General features: G+C 63.5%; 16 protein-coding genes and 1 tRNA gene. 5 read left to right on the top strand and 12 right to left on the bottom strand.

Going from position 1 to position 16,843, the window contains the following annotated elements; translation table 11 throughout:
* The first annotated feature begins 9 nt into the window (after positions 1–9).
* From ACZ1J6_RS18960 to ACZ1J6_RS18950, 3 genes are all read left to right on the top strand, one after another.
* Positions 10–705 (top strand): DUF6118 family protein, encoded by a 696-nt coding sequence (locus ACZ1J6_RS18960; protein WP_465127750.1) that lies wholly within the window; start codon positions 10–12, stop codon positions 703–705.
* 546 nt (positions 706–1,251) lie between these two features.
* Positions 1,252–1,860 (top strand): outer membrane protein, encoded by a 609-nt coding sequence (locus ACZ1J6_RS18955; protein ID WP_465127749.1) that lies wholly within the window; start codon positions 1,252–1,254, stop codon positions 1,858–1,860.
* Positions 1,861–2,159: 299 nt separating this feature from the next.
* Positions 2,160–2,537, top strand: a complete 378-nt coding sequence (locus ACZ1J6_RS18950; protein WP_465127748.1) for a hypothetical protein — start codon at positions 2,160–2,162, stop codon at positions 2,535–2,537.
* A gap of 646 nt (positions 2,538–3,183) precedes the next feature.
* Here ACZ1J6_RS18950 and ACZ1J6_RS18945 read toward each other — a convergent pair.
* From ACZ1J6_RS18945 to pepN, 9 genes are all read right to left on the bottom strand, one after another.
* Positions 3,184–3,534, bottom strand: coding sequence for an antitoxin Xre/MbcA/ParS toxin-binding domain-containing protein (locus ACZ1J6_RS18945; RefSeq protein WP_465127747.1), 351 nt, complete (start codon positions 3,532–3,534; stop codon positions 3,184–3,186).
* A 203-nt stretch (positions 3,535–3,737) separates the two neighbouring features.
* The gene (locus tag ACZ1J6_RS18940; RefSeq protein WP_465127746.1) at positions 3,738–5,000 is read right to left on the bottom strand and encodes a tyrosine-type recombinase/integrase; all 1,263 of its coding nucleotides are present in this window, start codon (positions 4,998–5,000) and stop codon (positions 3,738–3,740) included.
* Positions 5,001–5,166: 166 nt separating this feature from the next.
* Positions 5,167–5,240: transfer RNA gene (locus ACZ1J6_RS18935), tRNA-Gly, on the bottom strand.
* A gap of 124 nt (positions 5,241–5,364) precedes the next feature.
* Entirely contained in the window at positions 5,365–5,901 is a 537-nt protein-coding gene (locus tag ACZ1J6_RS18930) for an adenine phosphoribosyltransferase (RefSeq protein WP_465127745.1), read from the bottom strand.
* A 92-nt stretch (positions 5,902–5,993) separates the two neighbouring features.
* The gene (locus ACZ1J6_RS18925) at positions 5,994–6,806 is read right to left on the bottom strand and encodes a cytochrome c1 (protein WP_431567107.1); all 813 of its coding nucleotides are present in this window, start codon (positions 6,804–6,806) and stop codon (positions 5,994–5,996) included.
* A gap of 28 nt (positions 6,807–6,834) precedes the next feature.
* The gene (locus ACZ1J6_RS18920) at positions 6,835–8,148 is read right to left on the bottom strand and encodes a cytochrome b (protein ID WP_132269765.1); all 1,314 of its coding nucleotides are present in this window, start codon (positions 8,146–8,148) and stop codon (positions 6,835–6,837) included.
* Positions 8,149–8,171: 23 nt separating this feature from the next.
* Entirely contained in the window at positions 8,172–8,705 is a 534-nt protein-coding gene (gene petA, locus ACZ1J6_RS18915; RefSeq protein ID WP_132269763.1) for a ubiquinol-cytochrome c reductase iron-sulfur subunit, read from the bottom strand.
* A 285-nt stretch (positions 8,706–8,990) separates the two neighbouring features.
* The gene (pgeF, locus tag ACZ1J6_RS18910; protein ID WP_465128274.1) at positions 8,991–9,761 is read right to left on the bottom strand and encodes a peptidoglycan editing factor PgeF; all 771 of its coding nucleotides are present in this window, start codon (positions 9,759–9,761) and stop codon (positions 8,991–8,993) included.
* Positions 9,762–9,777: 16 nt separating this feature from the next.
* On the bottom strand, positions 9,778–12,432 hold the full coding sequence (gene pepN, locus ACZ1J6_RS18905; protein ID WP_465127744.1) for an aminopeptidase N: 2,655 nt from the start codon (positions 12,430–12,432) through the stop codon (positions 9,778–9,780).
* A gap of 82 nt (positions 12,433–12,514) precedes the next feature.
* Between pepN and ACZ1J6_RS18900 the strand changes: the two genes are divergently transcribed.
* Entirely contained in the window at positions 12,515–13,375 is an 861-nt protein-coding gene (locus ACZ1J6_RS18900; RefSeq protein WP_134096266.1) for a Rossmann-fold NAD(P)-binding domain-containing protein, read from the top strand.
* Here the strand turns inward: ACZ1J6_RS18900 and ACZ1J6_RS18895 are convergent.
* Together ACZ1J6_RS18895 and ACZ1J6_RS18890 are read right to left on the bottom strand one after the other, a co-directional pair.
* The gene (locus tag ACZ1J6_RS18895) at positions 13,285–14,172 is read right to left on the bottom strand and encodes a DMT family transporter (protein ID WP_134096295.1); all 888 of its coding nucleotides are present in this window, start codon (positions 14,170–14,172) and stop codon (positions 13,285–13,287) included. The two genes, ACZ1J6_RS18900 and ACZ1J6_RS18895, sit on opposite strands and share 91 nt — an antisense overlap.
* A gap of 29 nt (positions 14,173–14,201) precedes the next feature.
* On the bottom strand, positions 14,202–15,197 hold the full coding sequence (locus ACZ1J6_RS18890; protein WP_465127743.1) for a threonine aldolase family protein: 996 nt from the start codon (positions 15,195–15,197) through the stop codon (positions 14,202–14,204).
* 62 nt (positions 15,198–15,259) lie between these two features.
* On the opposite strand from ACZ1J6_RS18890, the gene ACZ1J6_RS18885 reads away from it, so the two are divergent.
* Positions 15,260–15,550 (top strand): GNAT family N-acetyltransferase, encoded by a 291-nt coding sequence (locus ACZ1J6_RS18885; protein WP_132269755.1) that lies wholly within the window; start codon positions 15,260–15,262, stop codon positions 15,548–15,550.
* Positions 15,551–15,589: 39 nt separating this feature from the next.
* Here the strand turns inward: ACZ1J6_RS18885 and ACZ1J6_RS18880 are convergent, their stop codons facing one another.
* Positions 15,590–16,813, bottom strand: a complete 1,224-nt coding sequence (locus ACZ1J6_RS18880) for a M20 metallopeptidase family protein (protein WP_465127742.1) — start codon at positions 16,811–16,813, stop codon at positions 15,590–15,592.
* Positions 16,814–16,843: the final 30 nt, after the last annotated feature.

Below are 16,843 nucleotides of genomic sequence, written 5' to 3'. Positions count from 1 at the left end.
GCTGGCTGGATGCCCCAGAACCAGACCCCCGAAGAGCTCGATCCTGCCGCTGCGTTTGAAGCCATGGGCCAGCGCCTGGCAGGACTTACCGCCGCCATCGACGGCCTCGCCGTCAAATTCCAGGAGGTGAACGGACGTGACTATAGCCCGGAACTAGCCAAGATTGATGCGCGGTATGAGTCCGTGCGCGGCTTTGTTGACCAGCTGATGCAGAAACCGGCGATGGCGCTGACTCCTCAGAAAATAGCGGATCAGATCGAGGCGGCTGCGCAGCATGGACGGCTAGCGGATCACGCGGCGTGGCATCAAGCCCAGACACAACTGAATGCTGCGGCGAAATCCATCAGCAGGGTCGTTGGTTCTGCGCTGGAGAAACAGAGGCAGTTCAAGTGGCTCATGATTGCCGCTGGCGTTGCCCTTATCTCAGGCTTCTTACTTGGGGGTATCGTGCCGCCTATGATCGACCGCCAGATGCCCGAGAGTTGGCAGTGGCCGGAGCAGCGGGCGGCGGACATCCTCAAGCGGGACCGCTGGGCAGCTGGCGAACGTCTGTTGGAGGTTTCTGATCCGGCGCGGTGGATTAAGGTAAAAGCTGCCATGGAAAGGGCGGAGGACGAAAGTCCGGAGATTAAAGCGAGAGGCGAGCCGAAGGCAGCGCGTCGCAAGGGCCGCACTGCCAAAGATCATGGTCACGCGTCAAAGTGACACGAGCCGGTCTTGAAGGGACTGCCGCTTCAAACCCAGGACATCCATCGTGCCGCAATCAATACTCAGGCGATGGCGTTGCTAAGACGCCTTGCCGAGAGGAAGCGAAAAGGGCCGTGCGGCCTTGACTTGACGCCCTTAGAATGGGTCCGGCTAACGTCTGCCGCAGAGCTTTTGGCGTTAACATGGCGCGACACGGATTGATCCACTTTGGCCGCGCAACGGCCTAAATACCTACAGACAGGGAGACAGTACGGTGCCGAAATTCAGCAGCTTCCGGAAGGATCATGGTGCCGGCATATCAATCAACAGCGCCATGGCCGTTGCGAAACACAATCAGATCATCTCGATTAAAATTCTGCAATGAGGTTAGGCACATTGGGATATCGTCAATTTTAATATTGACCATTGTTGATGAATTTTGATGCCGACCAGAAATAACGGGACTTTTAATAAATATCCAAGCTCATTCAGCTTGATTTGCAGGCCTCAAATAATAGGGATCGCTCACCGACAATCGGCGGCACTTTTTTTTGGGGACTTACATTGAAAAAGCATATCGCAGCAGCGACACTCGCGCTGATCGCCTCACCGGCTTTTGCGCAAGACGTTACCACCGCAAGCGGCGTTAAGGCCGGTGTCGTGGTGGGCTACGACAGCACCAATCTCAGCTACGATGATCTGGACGAAAGCAAAGGCGGCTTTCTGTATGGCGCAACGCTTGGTTACGATTATGACACTGGTCCTGTAGTCGTAGGCGTTGAAGGCGAGATCACCGGCGCGACAACCAACCAGAGCTATGACAATCTGCTGTTTGCCGACGACCGCTGGAAGCTTTCGGCGGGCCGCGATCTCTACGTCGGCGCGCGCATCGGCTTCCACGTTTCCCCCAGCGTATTGCTTTATGCCAAGGGCGGCTACACCAATGCACGGGCCAACCTTAGCATCCGCTACGAAGGCGAGAAGTACAAAGATCACGATAATCTTGATGGTTTTCGGCTCGGCGCAGGAGCGGAAGTCGCGGTCACGCAGTCGACTTTCGCTCGTATCGAATACCGCTACAGTGACTACGGCAACTACGGCTACGATGATGTAGATAGCGGCATCGGCGTCTCCCGCCATCAGGTAGCTTTAATCAGCGGCTTCCGCTTCTAAGCCGGGCAATTAGTTTGAAGCTGGGCGGGGGTGAATGCGAGATTGCAAATTCGCTCGTCCAGCCTCAGCCTCCGTGCGGCGCTTTCGTGGCGCCAAATTGAGATATGCAGACTATAGGCAAGCTTCCGCGGCAATGAAAATGAGTTTTCAATGCTTCAGAAATCTTAAACGACCCAAAATGGTGTCCGTGCGACTAGCTTTGCAAGAATTTAACCCGGAAAGCTGACCAGCAGGAAGAGCTCCATGGCGGCCATAAGGCTAAGTTGCAGCTTCATCCGGAAGCTGCCATTGAGTCGTGCATGTTTGAGCGCGTGCTTACCCAACAATATGGAAAAAGGCTTCGATTGACGGGGCTTTTGCTCATCTGGGCTTCATCGACGTGGATTGTCGGCTATTTCGCCAACGAATTAAGCAACCCGATCCACTTCGCAGCGGTCATTCCCGTATGCGCGATCTACATTCTAGAGAAAGCCGGATTTATTTCGTGGTTCTCGGGGATGACGCTTCCCACTTTGGCAGTGGTCATATCCTCTCACCTGTTTCTTTGGACAGGGCACAAGGTTTCGTACAGCCCAACGTGGGCGATTGTCGGAACAGGCATCGCTCTGGCTTTATCTCTCTGCTTCCTAATTGTCCGCCTATGGACATGGGACAGCAGAAACCAGCAGGTCATCTAACCACCCATTCCTATTCGGGAAGACGCGCAGCGGCGGTCTCAAACTGGAATGGCAGATTTGCCAGATTTCAATTCAAAACCGGCCCGGCGTCAGACGCCAACAAAGCCGCCATTGACTCAGGCCCTATGCTAACCAGAAATCACGTCATGCCCCTTCAAACCGTAGCAATCTGGTTTGCTGTCACGGCGACACCTTTTTGGCCTGTTGTTTCATGATGGTTCGTCTTCATTCTCAGTCGGTGACGCCCCCGCAAAATTTGGCACGAGTAAGCCATTGACTCCTGCAACCTTAGGGTCTCTGTGAAAATTTAAGTATGAACCACCTCAAAGGCCTTCATTTGACCTCGCCATGTCGAGTCGGATAGACCCGACAGGCACTCCCAAATTTTTCGAGTTTAGCTGGATCGCAGCCGTCGAGAATACCCTTGATATTGGCCTCGTAGGAAACGACCGTCGTCGGTTGCAAATCCCCAACCTGATTTGCCTCCTGGATCGCTGTCTGAAACGACGTGCGAGATCGAGAGCCGCTGTTCCCTTGGGTTTGAAGCAGTCGCCATTGATCTCGGCGCCACGGCCGGAAAACGGCTCACACGCGTAGATCGGGTTCAACGCCCTATAAAGCTTGCCTTGGTAGTTCATTGAGTAGGCTAGGCGTAAACGCCCGTATCCACCGCATCTATGTATTCGAGCACTTCGTTGACCCTACCTGCCTGGACAAGCTCCATCGCGGTCTGGCCCGAAAAGCCCGGCAGCGGTTCAGATCGATACCAAGCGTAGGCGATAAGGTTCGACCCGAAGCGAGGGGTCGCCTTGTTGATGACTTCGATCATTTCCCGCAGCCGGCGCTGGGTTTTGTCGGAACGCAGCCGCTCCTTGCGCTGAACGGCGTCACGGCCGAGGCCTGCGGAACGAGCTACTTCGCCGCTGGTCGTGCGAAATTCCGCCGCGATTTTGCTCGGAGCAAAAAGCCCGTGATCGGTATACTCCAATAGACCCATGACACGTGCCTTACGCAATCATTTCGCCCATCGTAGCGTCACCCATGGCGGCATCCAAGGTTTGAAAGCATTTGAGGCCTGAGCGCGCCTTGATTTTCAAACCGAAACCTTGGTCGCCGCTACTTGGCCTAACACAAAATGCTGCAAACCTTCGCCCAGACGCTGCGCTGCGCCCGATGCGGCGTCCCGCGGACTGCACCTGTCTACACGAGCGTCAGCTTCGGCCCTCTCCGACCGAAGTCAGGGCGAATGACCTCAGCGCCTCCCCGCAGCTGATCAAGGTAATCCGACCAATGCTGCATCATTCGAACCCGCTCATCCCAGTGCTGGCCTCGCGTGTAGGCCCTGCGAACGGAATTCGGCTCCGCGTGGGCAAGCTGGCGCTCAATTGCATCCGGGTTCCAAGTGCCCATTTCGTTCAGCAAAGTGGCCGCCATCGCGCGGAAGCCATGTGCGGTCATCTCATCCTTTTCGTAGCCCATCCGCCGCAACGCCGCATTGATCGTGTTGTCCGACAGTGGCCGCTTGGTCGAGCGCATTCCCGGGAATAGATACATGCTGAAATTCTCCCCGTGCTCGATCTCGCCGATGATTGCGAGCGCTTGACGGGAAAGTGGGATCGTATGCGGGCGGCGCATTTTCATTTTGTGCGGCGGGATAATCCAGACAGAGCGGTCAAGATCGAGCTCCTTCCATTCGGCATGCCGTAGTTCGCCGGGACGGACGAACGTGTGGGCAAGCAGGCGCAGCGCAATGCTGGTGTACTTTGCGCCGTCATAGTCGTGGATTGCCCGCATGAGCGCTCCGACTTGTTTGGGTGCCGTGATGGCCGGCCGGTGCACGACCTTGGGGGTCACGAGGGCGCCGCGCAGGTCGACACACACGTCCCGCTCCGCTCGCGCCGTCGCAACGGCATAGCGAAAGATCTGGCCGCACAGTGCTCGCAGGCTGGTCGCAGTGTAGAACTTTCTCGTGCTTTCGATTTTCTTGAGTGACAGCAGAACCTCGTGCGCAGTGATCTGCGAGATCGGGCGATTGCCGATATCGGGCATGACGAGGCTCAGCTGCCATTCGCACTTCCTGATCGATTTGGCCGATTTTTCTTCCAGCCGCATCTTCTCCAACCACTCCTCTGCCACGGACCGGAACGTGTGGCCTGCTGCGATCGAGGCGGCCATTTTGTTGAGCTTGGCTTGATAGACCGGATCGATGCCCTGCTTGAGCTGCCGGCGTGCTTCAAGCAGCCGCTGGCGCGCCTCCGCAAGGCTGACTTCCGGATAGCGTCCGAAAGAGGCCGTGCGTTGGAGCTGATGCAATTTGAAATTCATCCGCCAGTAGCGGGCGCCGGAAGGCTTGACGAGCAGGTAGAGCCCGTCACGGTCAGACAGCTTGTAAGGTTTTTCCCGCGGGCGGGCGCGATCGACCGCCGTGGCCGAGAGACCAGATCTTTGTGATTCGCGCGTCATCGCGATGGTACCTCCAACAGCTCAACAGAACCGCAGGGCCATTCATGGCGCCAACTCTGACTGAGATGTTGGTGAACATATCCGGAACTGCCCGGACATTATAACACCCAGGAATGGCGGAAAACAGCCATTCCCGAGCCCTTTTGGGCACTTGTGAGAAACGCAATGGAGCGGGTAGCGGGAATCGAACCCGCATAGCCAGCTTGGAAGGCTGGAGCTTTACCACTAAGCTATACCCGCCCATCTCAGGGCCAGTCCGGATCGAGGGACTGTGTCCAGCGTCGTGGCAGCCGCTTGCCACGACAGGACCGGCCTCGTCAACGTCTTCCTTGCAACTTGTTGCGAAGGAAAACGGGCTTCGGCCTTAGTGGCCGGGAAAATTCAGGAGTGCGTGAGGCGTGATGCCGGCGGTGCGCAGGCGTTCCGCACCGCCAAGGTCGGGCAGGTCGATGGCGAAGAGGGCGTGGTCGACCGTCGCTCCCGCGCGGCGGAGCAGTTCGACGGCGGCCAGCGCGGTGCCGCCCGTGGCCAGCAAGTCGTCGATCAGGATCACGCGGTGGCCCTCTCCCACGGCCTCGGGATCGACTTCCAGCGTGTCGGTGCCGTATTCCAACGCATAGTCGATGGCGATGACGGGGACCGGCAGTTTGCCCGGCTTGCGGATCGAGACGAAGCCCAGGCCCAACCGCGCCGCAATGGCGGCGCCGAAGATGAACCCGCGGGCCTCGACACCGGCGATGACCTCGGCGCCGGAAGCCTTCACGGTCTCCGCCATGAGTTCCACGGCCGCGGCGAAACCGGGGCCATCGCCGACCAGCGTCGTCACATCGCGGAACAGTATGCCGGGCTTGGGGAAGTCCGGCACGGTGCGCACCAGCGCCTTGATCTCGTCGAGGGTCATGACCCCACTCCTTAGGTGGCTTGGCGGACAAACGAAAGAGGCCCCCGCCATCGCTGGCGGGGGCCTCTTTCCTCAGGGTTCTGGCGGAAGCCTCAGTGCTTCTTGCCGGCCCAGATGTTGCGGTAGGACATATAGCCCAGGATCGTCGCGAAGAGCAGGAAGCCGAGCACCGGCCAGCCGGTCTGCTTGCGCTTTTCGAGCTTGGGTTCGGCCGTCCAGATCAGGAACGCCGAGACGTCCTTGGCCATCTGGTCCTTGGTGGCCTTGGTACCGTCGCTGTAGGTCACCTGGCCATCGGCGGTGAGCGGCGGCGGCATCGCGAGGTTGAGGTTCGCGAAGTAGGGGTTGTAGTGAAGGCCATCGGGCGTCTTCGAATCCGGGAACTTCTTCAGAAGCTCGGCCGGCTGGTTCTGATAGCCGGTCAGCAACGAATAGACGTAGGCCGGGCCTTCGTGGCGAGCCTTGGTGATCAGCGACAGGTCGGGCGGGGTGCCCTGGCCGCCGTACATCACCGGCGGGAAGTAGTCGGTCGTCATGCCTTCGCGGGTGTTCACTTCGCCGGTCGCGTTATTGTAGACCGGAACCTGGAAGCCCTTGGCGATGGCCTTCACTTCGGCGTCGTTGTAGCCGAGCGCAGCCAGGTCACGGAAGGCGACGTGGCGGATCGCGTGGCAGACCGAGCAGACTTCCTTGTAGACCTGGAAGCCCCGCTGAAGCTGCTGGCGGTCGAACTTGCCGAAAGCACCGTCGCTGGCGAAGCTCACTTCCTTGGGGAGGAGGTGGAACTCGTGCTCCGCGGTGGCGGCCGGCGGTTCGGTGATCTGCTGGTAGGCCCCTTTGCCGAAGGACCACGCCAGGGCTACCGTGAAGAACAGCCCGACGAGGATCGAGAGAATGCGTGCCATGTCTATCGTCTTTCGCTCTAGCTGTTGATCACGCTTCGCCGTGAACGGCTTCGGTGGCGCCATGGGCAGGGCGCAATTGCGCGCCTTCGTCATGGCCCAGCACCGATTCCGTAATGGAGAAGGGCAGCGGGTCGGGCTTCTCGATGGCCGAGACGATCGGGATGACGATCAGGAAGTGCGCGAAGTAGTAGAGCGCCGCGATCTGGCTGAACATCACGTAGGGTTCGGCCGCAGGCGCACCGCCGCAGTAGAACAGCACCGCCATGGCCGGGATCAGGCCGAAGAAGAAGAACTTGCGATAGAGCGGCCGGTACGAGCCCGAGCGGACCGGCGAACGGTCGAGCCAGGGCAGGAAGAACCACACGAGGATCGCGCCGAACATCGCCAGCACGCCCATGAGCTTGGCCGGGATGAAGAAGAAGTCCTGGGTGAAGGCACGCAGGATCGCGTAGAACGGCCAGAAGTACCATTCGGGAACGATGTGCGCGGGCGTGCTCATCGGGTTGGCCGGAATGTAGTTGTCCGGGTGGCCCAGCGCGTTCGGGAAGAAGAACAGCGCGGTGCAGAACAGGATCGCGAAGACGCCGATCGCCCAGCCGTCCTTGGCTACGTAGTAAGGGTAGAAGGGAACCGTATCGCTCTCGGTCTTCACTTCGACGCCGGTCGGGTTCGAGGAGCCCGGGATATGCAGCGCCCAGATGTGCAGGATCACCACGCCCACGATGACGAAGGGCAGCAGGTAGTGCAGCGAGAAGAAGCGGTTGAGCGCGGCATTGTCCGGGGCGAAGCCGCCGAGCAGCCACTGCTGGAGCGGTTCGCCCACGAAGGGAATCGCGCCGAACAGGCCGGTGATGACCTTGGCGCCCCAGAAGCTCATCTGGCCCCAGGGAAGCACGTAGCCCATGAAGGCCGTGGCCATCATCAGCAGGAAGATCACGACGCCGAGCAGCCACACCATCTCGCGCGGGGCCTTGTACGAACCGTAGAAGAAGCCGCGGAAGATGTGGACGTAGATGACGACGAAGAAAGCCGAGGCGCCGTTGGCATGCGCATAGCGCATCATCCAGCCCCAGTTCACGTCACGCACGGTCTGTTCGACAGTGTCGAAGGCGACCTGCGTATTGGCCGCGTAGTGCATGGCCATGACGATGCCGGTGACGATCTGCAGGACGAGGCAGAGCGCGGCGAGGAAGCCGAAGTTCCAGAAATAGTTCAGGTTGCGCGGCACCGGATAGCCGCCGCCGACCGAGTTGTAGACGAGGCGCGGCAGGGGCAGCCTGTCGTCCATCCACTGCATGAAGGGATGGCTCGGTTTGTATTCCTTGGCCCAGGGAAAGCTCATGTTCTTGATCCTCTCTCTTGGCCTCAACCGATCTTTACGACCGTGTCGGTGGTGAACGCGTAGTCCGGAACTTCGAGGTTCTTGGGCGCGGGGCCCTTACGGATACGGGCGGCAGTGTCGTAGGAAGAACCGTGGCAGGGGCAGAAGTAGCCACCGAATTCACCGCGTGGCTCCCCTTCGCCGGCGCCGAGCGGGACGCAGCCGAGGTGGGTGCACACGCCCATGGTGATGAGCCAGTTTTCCTTGCCTTCCTTGGTGCGTTCCTCAAGCGTCTGCGGGTCGCGCAGCGAGGAAACGTCCACCTTGTTGGCTTCCGTGATTTCATGCGGCGTCAGGTTCCGCACGAAGACCGGCTGCTTGCGGAAGATTGCCTTGATGGCCTGACCGGGCTGGATCGACGAGATGTCGATCTCGGTCGAAGACGCCGCGAGAACGTCCGCGGATGCGGACATCTGGCTGACCAGCGGGACGACGATGCCCACGCCGGCGACACCCGCCGCGCTTACCGCGGCGATATTGATGAAATCGCGCCGCCGCACGCCATCTGCTTCTGCCATGATTGCCCTTGCCTTGTTATTGACAACCTACTCCCGGGATTCCGGTAGCAAGCCCAGATTCCTGACCAATTCTATTTTTTGTCTGGTATCCCCGTAAACGGCCCCCCGTTGACGGTTAGATGCCTCGGGAGCGACCCGAAACGAATACCGACTTTGCGGCCCTGATATACAGGGAAGCCAGCCCTGCCAACCGCCTTTTTGGTTGGGCAGGGATGGATCGTCATCAACAAATTCAAGGTATAACTGTTCGGCGACGCCCTCTGTCGGGCCGTGAACGGGGCAAGCTCAGGCCAGTCCGATCACCGAAATCTGGCGTCCGTAGCTGGCCTCGGCCCGGTGGGTGGCCCTGCGGTAGGAATAGAAACGCTCCGGCGCTGAATAAGTATCGAGGCCCAGGCGCTCCACCGCGCCGATTCCGGCCGCTTCCAGCCGCGCGGCGACATAGTGCTCCAGGTCGAACTGCCAGTACCCTTCCCGCCCGGACGAGAAGAAGCGCGCATTGCCGTCTTCCCCGGCCAGGAAGCGGCTGCGGAAGCCTTCGTCCACTTCGTAGGAAGCCTGCGAGATGCAGGGGCCGACTGCCGCGACGATGCGCGAACGCGCCGCGCCCAGCGATATCATCCGAGCGATGGTGCTGTCGGTGACGCCGCCGATGGCGCCTTTCCAGCCGGCATGGGCCGCGCCGACGACGCCGGCCTCCCGGTCTGCAAGCAGCACCGGCGCGCAGTCCGCCGTGACCACGCCGATCAGCACCCCGGGGCGATCGGTGACAAGGCCATCGGCATGGGGCCGCTCGGCATCGGACCAGAGCGCCTCTCCCAAGGTCACGCAATCGGGCGAATGCACCTGGTAGACCGAGGCCAGCGGTGCGCCGGGCAGCACGGCATCGGCGGCGCGGCGGCGGTTTTCCGCCACCGCCGTCGGTTCGTCCCCCGAACCGAGGCCGACATTGAGGCCCTCGACCTCCCCGCTGCTCACCCCGCCGCGGCGGCCGAGGAAACCGTGCGGCAGCCCTTCCAGCACGCCCGCCCGGTTGACTTCGACAGCCTCGGCCACGGAATCGCCCGCCGATTCAGCCAAGGCTCTTGCTCACCTGTTCGCGCACATCGCGCGAGAGGTTGGGTTCGGCGGCGATCTTCTCCAGTTCCGCGCGCATCATCGCCGCGCGGCCCGGTTCGATCCGGCGCCAGCGCCCGAGCTGCGGCACGAAGCGCGCGGTGGTCTGCGGATTGATCGGGTCGAGCTGGCGGATCAGATTTCCGATCATCCGGTAGCCCGCGCCGCTGGCGTCGTGGAAGGCTTTCGGGTTCACCGCCGCCGTCATGTAGAGCGCGCGGGCGCGATTGGGGTTGTTCAGCGTGAACTCTGGGTGCCGCGCCAGCGCCTCGATATGCTCCAGGACCTGTGCATGGAACGAGCCTGCCTGCAGCGCGAACCACTTGTCGATGACGAGGGCATTGCCCTGATAGCGGCGCAGGAAATCGGCCAGGGCCTCCTCGCGTTCGGGGCCGTCGAGGTTGCAGAGCACGGTCAGGGCCGACTGGCGGTCGGTCATGTTGTCGGCCGCGCGGTACTGCGCGATGGCGCGGCGCGCGCCCTCGGCGGCATCGCCTGCGGCGATCAGCACCAGCGCCTGGGCCTTGGTCTTGCGCGCGCCGCGGGCGGCGGCATCGCGGCTGTAGGGCAGCGCGGAGACGCGGTCGTGCAGCGTTCCCAGAAGTTCCGCCAGTTCGCCGCCCAGCCAGGCCTTGAGAGCCTCGCGCTCCTCATGGATCGCGGCAGGATCGGCCACGAGCACTTGCTCGGCCAGGTAAGCGACGCCCGGCAGGACCATGAGTTCGCCGCGCATCAGGTCATCCAGCGCCGCGTCGGCCAGCACCGCGGCGAAAGCCTCGCCGATCGCCCGGCGGCCTTCGGCGCGGGCGGCATCCGCAAGCCCGCCGCCCACGGCCGCTACCAGATGCTGCACGACCAGGCTCTGCATCGCCTCGTAACGGGCGAATGGATCGTCGTCGTGCGCGGCCAGGAAGACGAGATCCTCGTTCGAACGCTCCATGTCGATGGCGACGGGCGCCGAGAAGCCGCGGTTGATCGAAACGACCGGCGGGCGCGCGAAGCCTTCGAAGGCAAAGCTGTCGCTGCCCTTGTCCAGCACGACGAGCTGCTCGCCCGAATGACGGCCGCTGTCGCGATCGAACAGGGCGACGCGCAAGGGGATCGGCACGGGCTGCTTCTCGGGCTGGCCGGGCGTGGCGGGCACGATCTGGGTCAGCGTGAGCGTGGCGGTCTCGCCCTCGTGCGCCAGTTCGACGGCCACTTGCGGAGTGCCGGCCTGCGAGTACCACAGGCGGAACTGCGCGAGATCGAGCCCGGTGCCGTCCTCGATGGCCTTGACGAAGTCCTCGCAGGTCGCCGCCTCGCCGTCGTGGCGGTCGAAATAGAGGTCGGTGCCCTGGCGGAACGTCTCCGGCCCGGCCATGGTCCGCATCATGCGGATCACCTCGGCGCCCTTGTTGTAGACGGTGGCCGTATAGAAGTTGCTGATTTCCTGATAGGAATCAGGCCGGATCGGATGGGCGAGCGGCCCGGAATCCTCAGGGAACTGGGCCGAGCGCAGGACGCGCACATCCTCGATGCGCTTCACGGCCTCACTGCCCATGTCGGCGCTGAACAGCTGGTCGCGCAGGACGGTGAAGCCTTCCTTGAGCGAGAGCTGGAACCAGTCGCGGCAGGTCACGCGGTTGCCCGACCAGTTATGGAAATACTCGTGGCCGATCACGCTCTCGATACCGTCGTAATCGGCGTCGGTGGCGGTTTCCGGCTCGGCAAGGACGTAGCGGGTGTTGAAGACGTTGAGGCCCTTGTTCTCCATCGCGCCCATGTTGAAGTCCGACACGGCGACGACATTGAACAAGTCGAGATCGTACTCGCGCCCGAAGGCCTGCTCGTCCCACTGCATCGAGTGGATCAGCGAATCCATCGCGTGCCCGGTGCGCTGCTCGTCACCCGGGCGCGCCCAGATGTTGAGGTCTACCTTGCGGCCCGAGCGGGTGGTGAAATCGGCATGGTTGGCAACGAGATCGCCTGCGACGAGCGCGAAGAGGTAGCTCGGCTTCGGCCAGGGATCGTGCCACTCCGCCCAGTGCGTGCCGTTCTCGCCCTCGCCCGTGGCGGTGCAGTTGCCGTTGGAGAGCAGGATCGGGAAGCGCGCCTTGTCGCCGCTCATGCGCACCGAATAAGTCGAGAGCACGTCCGGCCGGTCGGGGAAGAAGGTGATGCGGCGGAAACCTTCGGCTTCGCACTGGGTGCAGAGCATGCCGTTCGAGGCATAGAGGCCCATGAGCTGGCTGTTGGCCGCGGGATTGACCGCGGTCTCGATCTCCAGCTCGTGCGCTTCGCCGCTGAGTTCCACCAGCAGGTCGGCACCGTCCATGCGCCAGTCGTTCACGGATTCGCCATCCACGCGGATCGCCAGCGGGGTGAGCTGGTCGCCGTTCAGGCGCAGCGTCGCGGTGCCGTTGCCTTGCGGATTGCGGCGGACCGAAAGCGTGGAGAGCACATGCGTCTCGTCGATGCCCAGGCGGAAATCGAGCGCGATCTGCGGCACCAGCCAGGCCGGGGCCAGATAGTCCTCCCGGTGGATGACCGGCGGCGCCTGCGGCGCGGGGGCAGCATCGGCGATCTGCGGATTGGCGTCGGGCGTGGCGGGGGTGCTGGCAATGTCCATGCCGCTAAACTAGAGCCTTGTGCATCGAATGCCAGTCATGGCGCGACGAATTCACACGCGAATCAAGAGGAGTGCCCCGCCGATGCCCGCCGCGATACCGAAGCGACTGTTCATCTTCGGGCTGGGCTATACCGCGCGGGTGATCGCGGATCGGGCCTCGGCCCGCGGCTGGGAAGTGATCTCCACCGGCAGCGAGGGTACGCTCTCCTTCGAAGACGAAGGCAATGTGCGCCTGGCCCTGGCCGATGCCGATCATGTGCTGTCCTCCGTTCCGCCCGGCAAGGAAGGCCGGGGCGAGCCGCTCGATCCCGTGCTGGAGCGCTACGGCGATGCCTTGAAGGGGCTGGCGCTCTCCTATCTTTCCTCGACCGGGGTCTACGGCGACACCGGCGGCGCCTGGGCGGACGAGAGCGCGCCGGTCGGCACGGGGCGGCGCACCGCCAGGGCCGAGGCGGACGGCGAATGGCTGAAACTGGGCGCGCGGGTCTACCGATTGCCCGGCATATATGGTCCGGGTCGCTCGGCACTGGACCGGGTTCTCGAAGGCCGCGCGCACCGGATCGCCCTGCCCGCGCAAGTGTTCAGCCGCGTCCATGTGGCAGACATCGCTTCCGGCGTGATCGCCGGCCTGGAAGGACCGGCCGGGGCCTACAATCTGGCCGACGACCTGCCGTGCAGCCAGAATAGCCTGGTGGAGGAAGCCTGCCGCCTGCTCCGCCAGCCGCTGCCGCCGATGCAATCGGTGGAGGAAGCGCGGCTGTCGGCCATGGCGCGAGGGTTCTATGCCGAGAACCGCCGCATAGCCAACGGCAAGGCGAAACGCGTGCTTGGCTGGCGCCTGCGCTTCCCCACTTACCGCGAAGGGCTGCGGGCCCTCAGCGCCACGACCAGCCCGACCGTCGCCAGCGCCGCCCCGGCAATCGCCAGCAGCGACCAGCGATAACCCTCGAACGCGGTCGAGATCAGCATGGCGATGATGATCACCATCACCCCGTTGTAGGCCGCCTTGCCCGCTCCCAGTTGGCGGATCAGCGTGTAATAGAGCGGGAACGTCACCACCGAACCGAGAATGGCCAGATAGGCCGTGCCCATCCAGTATTTCGGATCGGCGGGGATCACCGGCGGACCGGCCAGAGCCCAGGCAATCGCGACATCGGCCAGCGTTCCGTAGAGCATGGCCCAGGACAGCAGGCTCACCATCGGCAGCGCCTTGCCGGTGTCGTTGGCCTGGATCACGTTCGAAACCGAAGCGCACATCATCGCGATCAGCGCGAAGACGGTGCCGAGCAGGACCTTGCCGCCCAGCGGGGCCTCGTGCGCTTCGTGCAGCAGCAGCAGCGCCAGGCCGGCGATGGCGATCGCGCTGCCGATGGCAAAGCGCCAGGTGATCGGCTGGCCCAGCAGGAGGCGTGCCAGGATCGCATTGGGCACGAGCAGCAGCCCGATCATGACCGCGACGATACCCGAAGTGAGGTGCATCTCGGCGCGGTAGACGAAGTTGTAGTTCCCGCAGAACTGCGCCACGCCCACGGCCAGAGCCAGCAACTGGCCCGCGGTGCCGAGCCTCAGGCTCTTCTTCATCACCACCGCCACCAGGAACATCGCCGGCGTCGCCAGCACGAAGCGCCAGGCGACCGACCAGCTGGCGGGCACTTCCCCGATCTGCCCGGTGATGACGAACCAGGTCGATCCCCAGATCAGCGCGACCAGCAGGAACGGCAGCGCCACGGCAGGCTTCATGAAGCCCGGTACAGGCTCGGCCGCGCCGCTCACAGCCCGGCAATCGCTTGGGCGAGGGCCGCGACATGGTCTTCGCGCGAATCCCAGGCAGTGACGAGGCGGGCGGCGTGATCGCCCCAGTCGTAGAACGCGAAGCCCTGTTCGCGCAGCGCCAGCCGCTCCGCCGCGGTGGACGTCAGGAATATCTCGTTGGCTTCCACCGGATGCAGCAGACGGTCCCCGGCGGCGACGGCGATCTCGGCGGCAGCCGCATTGGCCGCGCGGGCATTGTCCAGCCAGAGGTCGCTTTCCAGCATGGCGAGGATCTGCGCCGCCAGATAGCGGCCCTTCGATTGCAGGTGCCCTGCCCGCTTGCGGCGGAAGCGCACTTTCTCCGCCATGGAGCGATCGAAGAACACGATGGCCTCCGCGCTCATGGCGCCGTTCTTCACCATGCCGAAGCTGAGCGCATCCACGCCGCCCGCCGTCATCTCCGCGCTGCCGCCGAGAAACGCCGCGGCATTGGCGAAGCGGGCGCCGTCCATATGCAGGCCCAGCCCTCGATCGCGTGCGAAATCGGCAAGGGCGGCCAGTTCGCCCGGCCGGTAGACGCGGCCATATTCGCTGGCCTGAGTGATCGAGATCGCATGGGGCTGCACCTGGTGCACGCCGTCGCGAATCGGGTCGATCACTTCGGCGATGGCATCGGGCGCGATCTTGGCGCCCTCTCCGCCGGCCAGCAGCAGCTTGGCGCCGTGGAGATAGAAGCCGGGCGCACCGCCCTCGTCCATCTCGATATGGGCCTCGCGGTGGCAGATCACCGCGCCGTGCGGCTCGACCATGGCGGAAAGCGCCAGGCAGTTCGCCGCCGTTCCCGTCGCCACCCAGAGCGCCGCGCAGTCACGCCCGAACAGCGCGGAAAAGCGCGCGTCCAGCTCCAGGCTCAGCCCATCGCCGTCGTAAGGCGAATCGGGAGCGTCTGCCGCCATCATGGCTTTCCAGACCTTCGGGTGGACCCTTGCGGCGTTGTCGGAGAGGAATTTCATGACCATATGCCCTGTAAGCGGACGCACGCGCCGTCAAGCGGACCTTTTCAGGAGACATGTCCATGGTAGGCGTCACCATCACCAAGCACGAGACCGCAACCGGCGGCGAATACCAGGCGCACCTTGCGGACAGCGACGCCACCGGCCAGCTGACCTGGCAGACTCGCGACGGCGTCCACTATGCCGACCACACCTTCGTTCCTTCGGAAATCGGCAATCGCGGCGTGGCGGCACGGCTGGTCGAGGCGATGGTCGCCGACGCGCGGGAGAACCACTTCAAGATCGCCCCTTTGTGCAGCTACGTGGTCGCGGCCTTCCGGCGGCATCCCGAGTGGGAAGACGTGAAGGCCTGATTCGCTGAGCGCATGCCTCGGCCGAGGGCGTCGTCTGCCTTAGCTGAAGCCGCGCGCGAGCCAGTCCTGCGCGAGGCCGGCCAGGAAGGCCGAACCGCGCGGGAGGGCGCTTTCGTCGACCATCATGCGGGTGGAATGGATGCCGCAGCAGTGCTTCCAGTCCGCGCCTTCCGGGGCAACGCCCAGGAAGAACATCGCGCCCGGCACTTTTTCAAGCACATAGGCGAAGTCCTCCGCGCCCATGATCGGATCGGGCAGGCGCCGGAACGCCTCGCTGCCGAACAGGTCCCGGGCCACGCCCTCGCCCAGGGCCACCGCGCGCGGATCGCAGATCGTCACCGGGAAGCCGTCGAGGATCGTCGTGTCGCCGGTCAGCCCATGCGCCCCGGCGATTCCCGCGACCAGCCGCGGCAATTCGTCCTTCAGCCGCGCGCGATTCTCACGCGAGAGCGTGCGCATCGTGCCGGTCAGCCGCGCGCTGTCGGGAATGACGTTGTGGGCGCTGCCCGCCTCGATGCGGGCGATCGTCACCACCACCGGATCGAACACGCTGAAACGCCGCGCCACCATGGTCTGGATCGCCGAGACCACTTCGCAGGCGACGGGCACGGGGTCCGCCGTGTCGTGCGGCATCGAGGCGTGACCGCCGCGCCCGGTAACAGTGATGCGCAATTCGTCGGCCGCCGCCATCAGCGGCCCGGCGCGCCCGCCGATGACGCCATGCGGGGCATTGGGCATGATGTGGAGCGCGAAGGCGGCATCGGGCAGAGCCCGGTCCTGCCCCTCGCCGCCCAGCAGCCCATCTTCCAGCATGAAGCGGGCGCCGTGATGGCCTTCCTCCCCCGGCTGGAACATGAAGCGCACTTCGCCGGGCAGGCTTTCCGCGCGGGCGGCCAGGATTTCCGCCGCGCCCGCCAGCATGGCGACATGAGTGTCGTGCCCGCAGGCATGCATGACGCCGGGCACGGTCGAGGCGAAGTCAAGCCCGGTTTCCTCGGGCATGGGCAAGGCATCGGTATCGCCGCGCAGGAGCACACAGCCGCCGCTTCCCGCGCCGCCCTTCAGCGTGGCGACGAGGCCCGTGGTCGAGGGCCCTTCGCGCCATTCGAGCGGGAGATGGGCCAGCGCCGCGCGGATCTTGTCGCGCGTCCTGGGGTTGTGCAGCCCGATCTCGGGTTCGGCGTGAATGGCGCGGCGCAGCGCGACGATGCGATCGGCGAGGCCCGCAGCCTCCTTGGCCAGAGTGTTCGCGGTAGAGAGCATCGGGGCATGATACCCCTCCAGCCGCGCCTG

The sequence above is a fragment of the Novosphingobium sp. BL-S-21 genome, assembly GCF_055521655.1.
This window is presented reverse-complemented; position numbering and strand designations above follow the sequence as displayed.

What these genes read in the sequence shown, in the direction of transcription:
- ACZ1J6_RS18895 (WP_134096295.1), bottom strand. Translation starts at nt 14,172, where the DNA reads ATGAAGCCTGCCGTGGCGCTGCCGTTCCTGCTGGTCGCGCTGATCTGG.
- ACZ1J6_RS18880 (WP_465127742.1), bottom strand. Translation starts at nt 16,813, where the DNA reads ATGCTCTCTACCGCGAACACTCTGGCCAAGGAGGCTGCGGGCCTCGCC.
- pepN (WP_465127744.1), bottom strand. Translation starts at nt 12,432, where the DNA reads ATGGACATTGCCAGCACCCCCGCCACGCCCGACGCCAATCCGCAGATC.
- petA (WP_132269763.1), bottom strand. Translation starts at nt 8,705, where the DNA reads ATGGCAGAAGCAGATGGCGTGCGGCGGCGCGATTTCATCAATATCGCC.
- ACZ1J6_RS18885 (WP_132269755.1), top strand. Translation starts at nt 15,260, where the DNA reads ATGGTAGGCGTCACCATCACCAAGCACGAGACCGCAACCGGCGGCGAA.
- ACZ1J6_RS18940 (WP_465127746.1), bottom strand. Translation starts at nt 5,000, where the DNA reads ATGACGCGCGAATCACAAAGATCTGGTCTCTCGGCCACGGCGGTCGAT.
- ACZ1J6_RS18945 (WP_465127747.1), bottom strand. Translation starts at nt 3,534, where the DNA reads ATGGGTCTATTGGAGTATACCGATCACGGGCTTTTTGCTCCGAGCAAA.
- ACZ1J6_RS18950 (WP_465127748.1), top strand. Translation starts at nt 2,160, where the DNA reads ATGTTTGAGCGCGTGCTTACCCAACAATATGGAAAAAGGCTTCGATTG.
- ACZ1J6_RS18890 (WP_465127743.1), bottom strand. Translation starts at nt 15,197, where the DNA reads ATGAAATTCCTCTCCGACAACGCCGCAAGGGTCCACCCGAAGGTCTGG.
- ACZ1J6_RS18960 (WP_465127750.1), top strand. Translation starts at nt 10, where the DNA reads ATGCCCCAGAACCAGACCCCCGAAGAGCTCGATCCTGCCGCTGCGTTT.
- ACZ1J6_RS18920 (WP_132269765.1), bottom strand. Translation starts at nt 8,148, where the DNA reads ATGAGCTTTCCCTGGGCCAAGGAATACAAACCGAGCCATCCCTTCATG.
- ACZ1J6_RS18900 (WP_134096266.1), top strand. Translation starts at nt 12,515, where the DNA reads ATGCCCGCCGCGATACCGAAGCGACTGTTCATCTTCGGGCTGGGCTAT.
- ACZ1J6_RS18930 (WP_465127745.1), bottom strand. Translation starts at nt 5,901, where the DNA reads ATGACCCTCGACGAGATCAAGGCGCTGGTGCGCACCGTGCCGGACTTC.
- ACZ1J6_RS18925 (WP_431567107.1), bottom strand. Translation starts at nt 6,806, where the DNA reads ATGGCACGCATTCTCTCGATCCTCGTCGGGCTGTTCTTCACGGTAGCC.